Source organism: Parafrankia sp. EUN1f, from assembly GCF_000177675.1.
Classification (GTDB): domain Bacteria; phylum Actinomycetota; class Actinomycetes; order Frankiales; family Frankiaceae; genus Parafrankia.
The window spans coordinates 29,638-41,780 of sequence record NZ_ADGX01000016.1; the positions used below are offsets into that span (position 1 = coordinate 29,638).

Annotated in this window: 10 protein-coding genes; 8 read left to right on the plus strand and 2 right to left on the minus strand. The window is 70.3% G+C overall.

Going from position 1 to position 12,143, the window contains the following annotated elements:
* Window positions 1-104: 104 nt before the first annotated feature.
* From FREUN1FDRAFT_RS06875 to FREUN1FDRAFT_RS06900, 7 genes are all read left to right on the plus strand, one after another.
* Complete coding sequence (locus tag FREUN1FDRAFT_RS06875) at window positions 105-1,439, plus strand: Ig-like domain-containing protein (RefSeq protein ID WP_006539258.1); 1,335 nt, start codon at window positions 105-107, stop codon at window positions 1,437-1,439.
* Window positions 1,440-1,674: 235 nt separating this feature from the next.
* Window positions 1,675-2,712 carry a phosphatase PAP2 family protein gene (locus tag FREUN1FDRAFT_RS06880; protein ID WP_006539259.1) on the plus strand — a complete coding sequence of 346 codons (1,038 nt, stop codon included), beginning with the start codon at window positions 1,675-1,677 and terminating at the stop codon, window positions 2,710-2,712.
* Between the two features lie 149 nt (window positions 2,713-2,861).
* The gene (locus FREUN1FDRAFT_RS06885) at window positions 2,862-4,091 is read left to right on the plus strand and encodes an OmpA family protein (protein ID WP_006539260.1); all 1,230 of its coding nucleotides are present in this window, start codon (window positions 2,862-2,864) and stop codon (window positions 4,089-4,091) included.
* A gap of 563 nt (window positions 4,092-4,654) precedes the next feature.
* The gene (locus FREUN1FDRAFT_RS41135) at window positions 4,655-4,849 is read left to right on the plus strand and encodes a bacterioferritin-associated ferredoxin (RefSeq protein WP_076830741.1); all 195 of its coding nucleotides are present in this window, start codon (window positions 4,655-4,657) and stop codon (window positions 4,847-4,849) included.
* Between the two features lie 181 nt (window positions 4,850-5,030).
* The gene (gene bfr, locus FREUN1FDRAFT_RS06890; protein WP_006539261.1) at window positions 5,031-5,510 is read left to right on the plus strand and encodes a bacterioferritin; all 480 of its coding nucleotides are present in this window, start codon (window positions 5,031-5,033) and stop codon (window positions 5,508-5,510) included.
* Window positions 5,511-5,709: 199 nt separating this feature from the next.
* Complete coding sequence (locus FREUN1FDRAFT_RS06895) at window positions 5,710-8,271, plus strand: MMPL family transporter (protein ID WP_006539262.1); 2,562 nt, start codon at window positions 5,710-5,712, stop codon at window positions 8,269-8,271.
* A 115-nt stretch (window positions 8,272-8,386) separates the two neighbouring features.
* Window positions 8,387-8,632: a DUF2630 family protein gene (locus FREUN1FDRAFT_RS06900; protein ID WP_006539263.1), complete on the plus strand. Its 246-nt coding sequence runs from the start codon at window positions 8,387-8,389 to the stop codon at window positions 8,630-8,632.
* 31 nt (window positions 8,633-8,663) lie between these two features.
* On the opposite strand, the gene FREUN1FDRAFT_RS06905 is transcribed toward FREUN1FDRAFT_RS06900, so the two are convergent.
* Window positions 8,664-10,121, minus strand: a complete 1,458-nt coding sequence (locus FREUN1FDRAFT_RS06905) for an MFS transporter (protein ID WP_006539264.1) — start codon at window positions 10,119-10,121, stop codon at window positions 8,664-8,666.
* A gap of 111 nt (window positions 10,122-10,232) precedes the next feature.
* Between FREUN1FDRAFT_RS06905 and FREUN1FDRAFT_RS06910 the strand changes: the two genes are divergently transcribed.
* Window positions 10,233-10,643 carry a helix-turn-helix domain-containing protein gene (locus tag FREUN1FDRAFT_RS06910; RefSeq protein ID WP_006539265.1) on the plus strand — a complete coding sequence of 137 codons (411 nt, stop codon included), beginning with the start codon at window positions 10,233-10,235 and terminating at the stop codon, window positions 10,641-10,643.
* A gap of 20 nt (window positions 10,644-10,663) precedes the next feature.
* Here the strand turns inward: FREUN1FDRAFT_RS06910 and FREUN1FDRAFT_RS06915 are convergent, their stop codons facing one another.
* On the minus strand, window positions 10,664-12,127 hold the full coding sequence (locus FREUN1FDRAFT_RS06915) for an ATP-binding protein (protein WP_006539266.1): 1,464 nt from the start codon (window positions 12,125-12,127) through the stop codon (window positions 10,664-10,666).
* Window positions 12,128-12,143 lie beyond the last annotated feature (16 nt).

The window sequence follows — 12,143 nt, forward strand, 5'->3', positions numbered from 1 at the left end:
CGCCCGGTGGTCACCGGCCCTGGTGATCCGGTGCCGGGCGATCCGCGAGCCGACGGAAGGCCCTACACCTCGTCGTTGCTCCGGTCTTCGGAAGAAGGCATCGCATGTCCCGCTCGATGATGAGCCCGGCTCGATTTCTCCGTGGCGGTCTGCTGCCCGCCTCCCGTTCCGTCCGCCAGCGTGGCGGCGGGGTCGCCGCCCTCCTGCTCGCCGTGGCGCTGCTGGCGTCGTGCTCGTCCGGTGGCGGTGGTGGCGACGAGGCGGCGCCGCAGACCTCGCCCCCGCCGGCGACACCGACGCTGACCGTCACCCCGGCTGACGGCGCGGCCGGCATCGCGCTGACCGAGGCGGTCGTGGTGACGAGCAACGCGCCGCTCGCGTCGGTCACGGTCGCGCGGGGCGCGAGCGCCAAGGAGAAGACCGAACCGGGCACGCTGGAGGGAACCTTCTCCGCGGACCACCGGACGTGGACCTCGGCGAGCGGGCTGTTCTCCGACAGCCGCTACGACATCCAGGCCACCACCGCCCAGACGGCGGGCCTGACCGGCACGAAGAGCATCACGTCGAGCTTCACCACCGGCATCCCGGACAAGGCGTTCAAGGTGTCCTGGGAGCCGGTGGCCGGCCAGACCGTCGGGGTGGGCGCTCCGATCAGCCTCACCTTCAGCGCGCCGGTGACGGACCGTGCCGCGGTGCAGCGTCGCCTCGCGGTCAGCGCCGACCCGCCGGTGCTCGGCGCCTGGCGCTGGATGTCGGACCGCCTGGTGATGTGGCGGCCCCAGGAGTACTGGGCGCCCGGGACCAAGGTGCACGTGGCGGCGAACCTGGCCGGCTACGACTCCGGCACCGGCTGGATCGGCGTCAAGGACCGCACGATGGACTTCACCATCGGTGCCGCCCAGGTCAGCGAGGTCGACGCGTCGACCCACAGAATGCAGGTCTACCAGAACGGGCAGCTGGTCCGGACCATGCTGATCAGCGGCGGCAAGCCGGGCTCACTGACCATGGAAGGCCCGCACAACGTGCTCGGCAAGGCCCCCATGGTGATCATGGACTCGGCCACGGTGGGCATTCCGGTGGGCAGCCCCGACTACTACCGCGAGGAGGTGCAGTGGGCCGTCCACTACACCAGCGGTGGGCAGTACGTGCACTCCGCGCCGTGGTCGGTGCCCTCACAGGGGCGGGCGAACGTCTCGCACGGGTGCGTGAACGCGTCGCCCGCTGATGCGGAGTGGTTCTACAACTTCAGTCAGTTTGGCGACATCATCAATATCAAGAACACCGGGCGGCCGGCCGACACGTCGCAGCTCGGGAACGAGTGGTCCGTCCCGTGGGCGACCTGGAAGGCCGGCAGCGCCCTGCCCGTCGACGAGTCGTCGGACAGCTCCACGCTGGCCGGGGGCTCCTCCGGTGCAGGTGCCTCGGCCGGCGGCGCCTGACGTGCCTGACCGCTTCGGCGGCGCGGGTGAGGCTCCGGGGCGGGATTCCTCGGATCGCGGGGCCATGAAGGGTGGGTGACACCCGGTGCGGTGACGGGCGGGTGGTCACGGAGACGTCTCTCGGTGGCCACCCGCCCTTGCGCTCGAGAACGGCTGCCCATGATTGGCTTGTCGGCGCAAGCTGGACGAAGAGAGTCGGACACGGCGAGCCGCGGGACGGACCGGGAGTCGAGGCGTGGTGGATCAGACGAACCGGGACAGTCGGAACGACCTGGGTGGCGAGGCCCTCCGGTCGACGCAGACCGGCCAGGCCGGGCCGGGTGGGTCGAGTGCCCCCGGAGGGCAGGGCGGGCCCAGCGGCGGGCGATGGTGGCGGCGGCTGCGAAACCCGGCTACCGGCCTGCCGAAGCTGTGGGTCGAGGCCGTCCTGCTGGTGTCGCTCTACTACGTCTACACGGCGACCAGAGGCGCGGCCGACGCCTCCGCCGCGGATGCGAACCGACTCGGCTGGGACATCCTGCACCTGCAGGAACGGCTGCACATCAACATCGAGCTGAGCCTCAACAGCTGGCTGCAGAGCGTGCCGGCGCTGGCGGTCATCTGCTGCTACTACTACGCGACCCTGCACTTCGTGGTCACACCCTCGCTGCTGGTCTGGATGTACCGGCGCAACCCGGGGCGGTATGTCCGCGCCCGGTGGACCCTGGTCTTCACCACGCTGATCGCGCTGTGCGGCTTCTTCCTGTTCCCCACCACCCCGCCGCGCCTGCTGCCCGGGACGTCCTACGTCGACACGATGTCCCATTTCGAGGGCTGGGGCTGGTGGAGCGGAAGCGCGAGTGCCGCTCCGGACGGTCTGGAGGGGCTGGCCAACCAGTACGCCGCGATGCCCTCGCTGCACTGCGCGTGGGCCCTGTGGTCGGGCTTCCTGCTCGCCCGGTTCGCCCGCCGGCCGGTCGTGCGGGTGCTCGGCTGCCTGTATCCGGCGGCGACGGTCTTCATCGTGATGGCGACGTCGAACCACTACATCCTGGACGCGGTGGCCGGCTGGGCCGTGCTCGGTGTGAGCACGCTGCTCGCTTTCGCGATCACGGTCCGCCACCGCAGCCGGCGGGCCGCGGACGTCCCGCCTGCCACCCCCGCGGACGCCGAGGCGGGGGTGACGACGGCGGAGGTGGCCGCGCGGGAGGAAGCCGCGGCGGGTACGGCGGCGGCGGGCACGGCCGTGGGCACGACGGCGGCGGTTTCGCGCACCCGCGTCAGCGAGGCGTGACGGGGCTGGCCGCGGCGGTTCCTGTGCTGGCGTGAGCCTTCCCCCGGTGTGATGCCGATGTCGGGCATATGGGAAAGTTTCCGTACGCTGCGGTGTCTCGCAGTGTCCCCATCGCGTATCCCCCCTTGAGTAGGGAGCACGGAGTATCCATGTCCTCGCTGTCGGTGGCGCTTTTTCGGCGCCCCCGTCCGGTCGCGTTCGTCGTCTCGCTGCTGGTCGCCTGGGTGCTGCTGGGGCTGCTGGCGCTCTGGCTGCGGCGTGGCCCGATCGAGGACGACCTGGGTACCCGGGCGGCGGACGCGGTCCGCGCGGCCGGTGTCAGCCGGGCGCGGGTCAGCGTCGAAGGCCGTGACATCGTCCTGCACGGCCGTTTCGAGAGCCCGCAGGAGGCCCGGGAAGCCCAGCGGGTGGCAGCGGTGTCCGGCAGTACCTCCGTGCGGCTGTCCGGGGACGCGGTCGTCGCCACCGAGCCGTCCCGGCCGATCGTCATCGGGGTGAGTGGTACCGGCGGCACACCGGCCGACCTGGCCTTCAGTGCCACCGTTCCGGACAGCGCGACGCGGGCCCAGCTGCTCGGCGCGGCAGCGGATGTCTCCGGCGGTTCCGTCTCGGCGACCGTCACCGTTGATCCCAAGGTGGCGACACCGGCGCTGGAGTCCTTCGGTGACGTGGCCAGGGCGCTCGGAAGGCAGCCGGGTGTCCGGTCCGTGACGATCGACGGTTCGTCGCTGGTGCTCCAGGGCACGGTCGCGGATCGGGCCGCGGGCACCGTGATCGGGGCGGAGGTGCTGGCGGCCGTCCGGCACCGGGTTCCGGACGCCTCGCTCGACAATCGGCTGACGGTCGGTGCCGAGGTGGACCTCGACCCGGCCACGGGTGCGGTCAGCCCCGTCGCGGCCGATTCCACGAGCGACGATTCGGCGGCCCCCGGTTCGTCGGTCACTGCTCCGTCGGTCACTGCTCCGTCGGCTCCTGATCCGTCAGCCACTGGTTCCGCCGGTGCTGTTCCCGAGGCCGGGCGTACCCAGGGCGCGCTGCAGGCCGCGCTCGAGGGAACCAGCCTGACTTTCGCGGTAGGGGAGTCGACCCTCGACGCGTCCGTGCGGGCGGGTCTGGACAAGGTCGCCCAGGCCCTGCTGCCGGGAGACCTCACCGTGCTGGTCGGCGGGCATACGGACAGCACCGGCCCGCTGGCCTTCAACCAGGCGCTGTCGATGGACCGGGCCAGGGCCGCCCGTGAATACCTGGTGCAGCGGGGCGTGCCTGCCGAGCGGGTGCGGGTGGCCGGCTTCGGACCGGAGCGCCCGGTCGCGGACAACGCGACCGTGGCAGGTCGCGCCGCCAATCGCCGGGTGGACGTGACCGCGGTCACGGGCTGAGAAGTCGGCGGCCGGCACCTTCGGCCCGGGTAGTACTTCCGACGTCCTGTCGAGTGGCGGCGCGGCCTTCGGGTCCGAACAGCAAACGCGGATTCTCGGCGGCGGGCGGGGGTGACCCTGCGGCCTCGCCTTCCCGGCCCGCCGGGGCTCGTGGGGCCCCGCCGCGACCGCCTGGGAGCCGCTGGCCCGTCTGGCATCCCCCTCGGCACCTGCTGGCATCCGTCGAGATCCGCCGGCGCTCGCAGGGACCCGCGGTGAGGCTGTGCCTGCTGCGCGTGCGGTGCTTCCAGAAGGGCGATGTCGCTCGTCGTGTGGTGACTCGGATGCGACCGAGAGTGGTTTTCGTCGCCGAAGCCGCTGGGGGTTGTCACCCTGCGCATCGGGGGTTTGCGGTCGGTGTGTGGCGTAGGTAAGGCTGTCTTGCGTCTGCCGCCCACTCCGTGGCACTCTAGCGATTAGGGAAGCCTTAGCTAAGCCTGAGCCTCGGCGCGAAGGGATCCCGGAACGGTAACGACAACCTCTCGGCGCTTCGGCGTCGACATCTCCGGGCGTGGTGAGGTGCGGTGCTCGTCTGTTCGTGCTTTGCTGTCTCCGATCGGACGCTACGTAGCGTGATCGCATCGGGTGCGTGTGATGCAGAGGAGATCGGTGCGAGGTGTGACGCCGGCACGGGGTGCGGCGGATGCCTCGAGGAGATCGACGAGATGCTCGATGCGGCGGTGCCGCTTCGCCGTCGTCCGGTCGCCAGATCAGCCTAGGGACCCACCGGGGCCTCCGGGAGTGATCTCGGTGGGTCGGAGCGGAAACCCGCTGCCGTCTGCGGGATCCGCTTGTTCGCGCGGTATTCTGGCACGCCGGTCAAGGGCTTCGTGATGCCTTCGCGCGCCCGCCGAGTCGCCCGTGGAGGTTTCCGGGCGAAATTGGTGGAGGTAGTCGGCGATGCGTGGCGACGAACAGATCGTCGAGCGGCTGAACGCAGTTCTGACAAATGAGCTGACCGCGGTCAACCAGTATTTCCTGCATTCCAGGATGCAGCGGAACTGGGGATACAAGCACATCTCCGAGCACTACTACCATGAGTCGATCGACGAGATGAAGCACGCCGATCGACTCATCCATCGAGTTCTCTACCTGGGCGGTCTTCCGAACCTGCAGCGCCTGAACACGCTCCGCATCGGGGAGACGGTTCCCGAGCAGCTGGAGCTCGACCGCCAGCATGAATCCGAGGCCGTCGACGTTCTCCGCGAGGCGATCGCCCTGTTCCGGTCAAAGGGCGACATCGGCTCCGCGGTCCTGCTGGAGGACATTCTGACCTCCGAGGAGGAGCACATCGACTGGTTGGACGCCCAGCTCGAGCTCATCTCCCAGCTCGGCGCCACCGAGTACCTCTCGCAGCAGATCCACGAACACGACGACTAGGGAGAGACCGGGGTACGGCTCACGGGGCCGAACGGCCCGCGGATCGGTCGTACCCCGACCGGGAGGATTCGGAGGCTCGTTCCGCCGGCGGGGCACTCGGCCCGCTGCGCCAGTCATGCGCGACAATATCGGGGACAATCACCTGGGTACCCGGTGAACGTGGGTGCTCTGTTGGCCCACGCGCACCGAGGGACGCCAGATGACCGACAGCGGCGGCGGCTCGCCGACCGACAGCGACGGCTCCACAGTTCCGAGCCCACGTGAGGAAACACAGTCCGACCCGGCCGTCGTCGCCTCCGGTGTTCCGCCGGAGGACGCATCCGCCGAATCCGGCTCCAGCACGTCCACGGCGCCCGCGGTGCCGTCCGCGAGATCGGCGCCGGACGCCCCGCCCAGGCCCGTCGGGCTCGAGACCTCTGAGGCCGAGCGGCAGCTTCTTCTCGGCCATCCGCCGGCGCCGGCGCCGTCCACGGTAGTGGCAGCTGCGCTGTCCGGCGGTGGTGTCAGCAGCGGCGGTGTGGGTGGTGGCGGTGTGGGTGGGGGCGGTGGCGGTGTCGGAGGGGGAGTGGAGCCTGCTGCGGCGGTGCACCGGCCGGCTCGGAAGATCCTGTATCTCCTTGTTGGCCTCGCGGTGATCCTTTTCCTGCTCGGTGGGTTCGGCGGCCAGTTCCAGGCCAGGCTGGCGGAGGTCCAGAAGAACGACAACGCCGCGTTCCTGCCCGGGTCGGCCGAGTCGACCCGGGTGGACAAGGAGGCGGAGAGGTTCCGCTCCGAGCAGACGCTGCCCGGTTTCATCGTCTATCAGCGCGTGGGCGGGCTGACGCAGGAGGATCGCGCGAAGATCGCCGCGGATGCGCGGGCCTTCCGGTCCATCGCGGGTGTCGACCCGAACCAGATCGCCGCGCCCCAGTTCTCGCAGGACGGCAGCGTTGCGAACGTGGCGGTGCCGCTCATCGGCAAGAGGGGCGACGTCGAGGTTCCGGGCGATGAGCTGGTAGACGTCGAGAAGGATGTCGTCGAGCTGGCGAAGTCGGACGTGCCGGACGGCCTGATCGTGCACAGCGCGGGCCCCGGTGGCCTTCTTGTGGCCTTCATCGAGGCGTTCGAGGGCATTGACGGTGTGCTCCTGCTGGCCGCCGGCCTGGTTGTGATCGTCATCCTTCTGGTGGTCTACCGCAGCCCGGTGCTGTGGTTCTTTCCGCTGTTCAGCGCCGTCATCGCGCTGGGGGTCTCGGTCCTGATCGTCTACCCGTTGGCCAAGCACGATGTGCTGACCCTCAACGGGCAGAGCCAGGGCATCCTCTTCGTGCTGGTCATCGGCGCCGGAACCGACTACGCGCTGCTGCTCATCAGCCGCTATCGCGAGGAACTGCACGCCTACCCCGCAAGACTGGACGCGATGATCGCGGCCTGGCGGGGCGCCGCACCCGCGATCGCTGCCTCGGCGATCACGGTCGTGCTCGGGCTGCTCTGCCTCGCGCTCGGCGAACTCAACTCGAACAAGAGCCTCGGCCCCGTCACCGCGATCGGTATCGCCTGCACCGCGCTCGTGATGCTCACCTTCCTGCCGGTGTTCCTGGTGCTGTTCGGCCGGTGGGTCTTCTGGCCGCGGATTCCACGCGTCGACCGGCAGGCCGACCTGGCCACGCACGGTGCGTGGGCGCGGTTCGCCGCCAGGCTCGCCGGCCGGCCGCGGCTGGCCTGGGTCTCGACCGCTGTCATCCTGTTGGCCTGCGCCGGCGCGATGACGACGCTGAAGGTCGACGGCCTGTCGACGACGGACAGCTTCACCAGCGAGCCGGACGCGATCCTCGGCCAGCGGATCTATGACGCCCACTTCAGCCAGGGAGCCGGCGCACCGGCGGTGATCATCGCGAACCTGGACCGTCAGGACGAGGTCGTCGCGGCCGCGTCGAAGGTTCCGGGCGTCGCGACCGGCCCCGGCTCCGTGTGCGTCCAGGTCGACTACGCGAAGCTGGCGCGGGCGTTCGCCGCCGACAGCACGTCGATCAGGCCGGGTGCGGACGGTTGCCTGCCGCCCGCGCTGCAGGTCACGGCCGCCGATGGCCGCATCGCCATCGATGCCGGCCTCACCCACCGCTACGACACACCCGAGGCCTTCGAGACGGTCCGGGCGCTGCGCGACGCGCTCCACCCCATTGCAGGGGCCGATGCCCTGGTGGGTGGCGCGTCGGCGATCAACTACGACACGCAGCGGGCGTCCGCGCACGACCGGAACCTGATCATTCCCATCGTCCTCGTGGTCATCCTGATCGTGCTCGGCGTGCTGCTGCGGGCGCTCATGGCCCCGCTGCTGCTGATCGCGACGGTGGTCCTGTCCTTCGCGGCGACGCTCGGTGTCAGCGCGGTGTTCTTCAACCACGTCTTCGGCTTCGCCGACTCCGATCCGGGTTTCCCGCTCTTCGCGTTCGTCTTCCTGGTCGCTCTCGGCATCGACTACAACATCTTCCTGATGACCCGGGTGCGGGAGGAGACGCTCGAACACGGGACCCGTGCGGGGATCGTCCGTGGCCTGTCGGTGACCGGCGGCGTGATCACCTCGGCGGGGGTCGTGCTGGCGGCGACCTTCGCGGTCCTCGGTGTTCTCCCGCTGGTCTTCCTCGCCGAGGTGGGCTTCGCCGTGGCCTTCGGCGTCCTGCTTGACACGATCATCGTGCGTTCCGTCCTGGTACCCGCGCTCAGCCACGACATCGGAAAGAAGATCTGGTGGCCGTCCGCCCTGGCGAAGGGCGTGGACTGATCCGGGGCCCTGCCCGACTCGGCCCTGCCAGGCCGGCCGACTCGACCCTGCCAGGCCGGCCGACCCGGCCTGGCAGGCTGGAACGCCGCCCGGGCGACGTGCTTTGCTGGGGCGGATGGACGACACGAAGATCTTCGAGCGCATCGACACCCTGGTGGCGGAGGAACACAGCCTGCGGCTGCGCCGATCCCAGGGGGACATCGACTCGGACGCCGAGCGCGACCGTCTCGTCGAGCTGGAGCAGACCCTCGACCAGTGCTGGGATCTGCTCCGCCGGCGCCGCGCGGCCCGCTCCGTCGGAGCGGACCCGGACGACACGCACGCCGGCTCCGGCAACCAGGTCGAGGGCTACCTGCAGTGAGGCGCAGGTAGCACGGTGAGGTGCGGGCGGCTCAGTTGGTCGAGGGGCGGCGCGGCCTGAGCAGTCCCGCCGTGACAGCGATGCTGACCACCATCAGGGCCGCGCCTCCGAGCCACGTCGCGTGGTAGCCGGCCGTGAGGTCGTGTGCGTTCAGCGCACCGGCGCCCGCCGCGCTCTCGGTGCGCCACGCCGCGAGCGTCGTCAGGGCGGCCAGTCCCAGCGCCCCGCCTACCTGCAGCGTCGTGTTGCTCAGCCCGGAGGCCAGGCCGGCGTCATCCTCGGGCACTCCCGACATGGTGAGCTGCGTGAACGCCGGCAGCGCCAGGCCGCCCCCGCAGCCGAGAATGATCGCCGCCGGCAGGATGTCCAGCGCGTACGAGGCGTCGGGCGAGAGGCGTGCCAGCAGCAGGAGGCCGACAGCCAGCAGTCCCAGGCCCGGCAGCGCGACCAGCCCTGGACCGAGATGCTCGGCGAGCCAGCCGGTGAGTCCCAGCGAGAACACACCGATCGTGATCGCCACGGGCAGGAAGGCCAGGCCGGTCGCCGCCGCGCCGTAGCCGAGGACGCGCTGGAGGAAGAGCGCGAGGGTGAACTGGAACGCGAACAGCCCGCCGGTCATCAACAGCTGCGCCACGTTCCCCACGGCCAGCGGCCGGGAGGAGAACAACCGGGGTGGTAGGAGGGGCTGCCGGGTCCGCAGCTGCCGGGCCGCGAACCCGACCAGCAGCCCCAGCGAGAGGAAGCCGAGTCCGAGCGTGCAGGCGGACGTCCAGCCGGCGTCGTCGCTGCCCACGATCGTGAAGATGCCGATCATGAGGCCGCCGGTGACGAGTACGGCGCCGAGTGCGTCCGCTCCGGCGGCGAGGCCCAGGCCACGGTCCTGCGGCAGGACCCGCAGGGACAGACCGACCGCGACCAGGCCGACCGGCACGTTCACGAAGAAGACCCAGTGCCAGGTGAGCACCTCGATCAGGAGGCCGCCGGCGAGCAGTCCGATCGAGGCTCCGGCGGCACCGACGAAGCTCGACACCCCGAGTGCCCGAGCCTGAGCCCGAGGTTCGGGGAAGGTCACCACGATCATTCCGAGGACGACCGACGAGGCGAGTGCACCCCCGACTCCCTGGATGAACCGTGCGATGAGCAGCATCTCGGGGCTTGCGGCCAGCCCGCAGAACAGCGACGCGACGGTGAACAGGGCGAGACCGCCGACGAAGACCCGCCGTCGACCGACGAGGTCGCCGATCCGCCCGGCCAGCAGAAGCAGCCCGCCGAAGGCCACCAGGTAGGCGTTGACCACCCAGGCCAGTCCGGATTCCGAGAAGCCCAGATCGTCCTGGATGGCGGACAGTGCGACGGTGACGATGGTGCCGTCGAGGATGACCATGAGCATGGCGGCGCACAGGACGATCAGTGCGAGCCAGCGGGGTGGACCTGGTTCGGCCGCCTCGGGGCGTGTCTGGACCGGCGCCGGGAGCATGAGCTCGGACATGTGTGAACTCCAAAGGGGCACCTTTTGTTACAGGGCCCACTACTTGTTGCGGGGGGAACGGTCAGTGACCATGCTGGGGGAGCGTTCACACCGGCGGAAGAAGGCACTTTCATGTCCCAGCGGAACATCGATGTGACGGCTGGCGGCCTCACCGTGGATCAGGCCGTCATCGAGGCCTGCCCGATCATGGAGGTGCTCGACCAGGTCAGCGGCAAGTGGAGCGTCAGCATCCTGATCGCGGCCGCGCACGGCCCGGTCCGCTTCACCGAGCTGGAACGCGGTATCGACGGCATCAGCCGGCGCATGCTGACCCTGACCCTGCGCCGGCTGGAACGAGACGGGCTGCTGACTCGCAAGGTCTATCCGACCGTGCCACCGAAGACGGAGTACACCGCCACGAGCGTGGCGCGTGAGCTTTTCGCGCCGCTTTCCGCGCTCCGCGACTGGGCGGAGCGCCACCAGATGACCATTGCCTCAGCCCGGCACGAGTACGACCACCGGGCGGCGGAAACCGGGAGCTGAGAGCGGGAGCCGAGGGCGAGTCAGCCCTGCTCGGCGGCCTCCACGGCGGGTGCCGGGGGGCTCGTGACATCGGGACGTATCGGCAGGGAGACCCGGAACCGGGTGTCGCCGGGCACCGAGGTCACCGTCAGGTTGCCGTGGTGGCGGTTGACGACGATGCGCCATGAGATGTCCAGGCCCAGCCCGGTTCCCTCGCCGACCGGCTTGGTCGTGAAGAACGGCTCGAAGATCCGGTCCCGGATGTCCGCCGGGACACCCGGGCCGCTGTCCCGGATCTCGACCACCAGGTCGTCGTGGTCCGCGGCGGTGACGACGGTGAGGGTGCCCGCGCCCCCCATCGCCGCCGCGGCGTTGTCGATGAGGTTCGTCCACACCTGGTTGAGCTCGGCGGCATGGACCGGGATCTCCGGCAGCGCCCGGTCGTATTCACGCACGATCCGCACACCTGCGAGCTTCGCGCCCAGCATGGCCAACGTGCTGTCCAGCAGCTCGTGGACGTCCGCCTGCCGGTAGGGCGCCCGGTCGAGCTGGGAGTACTGCTTGGTCGCGGCGAGCAGGCCGGAGATCCGGTTCGTGGAGTCCTCGATCTCCTTCATCAGCAGCTCGCTCTCGACGGTGTACATCAGCCAGCGGACCGCGCCCTCCAGGATCTGCGGGGGCACGGTGCCCGCGACCCGTTCCAGCCAGTCGACGTCGAAGCCGGCCTGGACGAAGGTGGGCGCCAGCTGCCAGCCGCCCGCGATGCCCTGATCGTCGAGCCAGTCCGAGATGCTGTCCTCCCGGTCGCTGGTCTCCATCGGCGTGAGCGTCGGCGCCTTGCCGACCCGTTCCGCCGCCTCCTCCTGCAGGGCGATCAGCGCTTCCAGCGCCGGGCGGTCGTACGGTCCGGCGGCGATGAGGCCCAGCTTGTGCCGCATGCCGGCGACCCGTTCGCGCAGCGACGCCGTCGCCCGCACCGCGGCGGCGGCCGGGTTGTTGAGCTCGTGGGTCAGGCCCGCCGACAGCGAGCCGAGCGCCAGGAGGCGCTCGCGCTGGCCGGTCTGCTGCTGCAGGTTCTGCAGCCCGAAGAACAGCCCTTCGAGCATGTGGACGGCCATCGGGAACCACTCGCGCATGAGCTGCGCCAGCGCAACCCCATCGAGCACGACGAAGCGTGACGGGGACGTCACTCGCATCGAGTTGGTGTACTGCTGCGGCACCCGGTCGCCCAGGTAGGCGAACCAGGCGCCGGCGTAGACCCCGCGCTGGTCGGTGCGGGTGACCTCGACGTCGTCGTCGCCGATCCGCCGGGTGAGCACCAGCGAGCCCTCGACCAGCACGTAGAAGCAGGTGGCCGGTTCACCCTCACGGAACACCGGGCCGGGCTCGATGAGCTCGACGTGGCCGTTGCGGCAGATCCAGTCAAGCTGCTCGTCGGTGAGCTTCTCGAACAGGAACAAGGTGCGCAGCTCGTCGATGTCGCAGGGCAGCCTGCCACCCGTCATGTCAGCCTCCCCGTGG

Bases quoted from the DNA above. Each gene is read 5' to 3' on its own strand.
- FREUN1FDRAFT_RS06875 (WP_006539258.1), top strand. From the start codon at position 105: ATGTCCCGCTCGATGATGAGCCCGGCTCGATTTCTCCGTGGCGGTCTG.
- FREUN1FDRAFT_RS06885 (WP_006539260.1), top strand. From the start codon at position 2,862: ATGTCCTCGCTGTCGGTGGCGCTTTTTCGGCGCCCCCGTCCGGTCGCG.
- bfr (WP_006539261.1), top strand. From the start codon at position 5,031: ATGCGTGGCGACGAACAGATCGTCGAGCGGCTGAACGCAGTTCTGACA.
- FREUN1FDRAFT_RS06895 (WP_006539262.1), top strand. From the start codon at position 5,710: ATGACCGACAGCGGCGGCGGCTCGCCGACCGACAGCGACGGCTCCACA.
- FREUN1FDRAFT_RS06900 (WP_006539263.1), top strand. From the start codon at position 8,387: ATGGACGACACGAAGATCTTCGAGCGCATCGACACCCTGGTGGCGGAG.
- FREUN1FDRAFT_RS06905 (WP_006539264.1), bottom strand. From the start codon at position 10,121: ATGTCCGAGCTCATGCTCCCGGCGCCGGTCCAGACACGCCCCGAGGCG.
- FREUN1FDRAFT_RS06910 (WP_006539265.1), top strand. From the start codon at position 10,233: ATGTCCCAGCGGAACATCGATGTGACGGCTGGCGGCCTCACCGTGGAT.
- FREUN1FDRAFT_RS06915 (WP_006539266.1), bottom strand. From the start codon at position 12,127: ATGACGGGTGGCAGGCTGCCCTGCGACATCGACGAGCTGCGCACCTTG.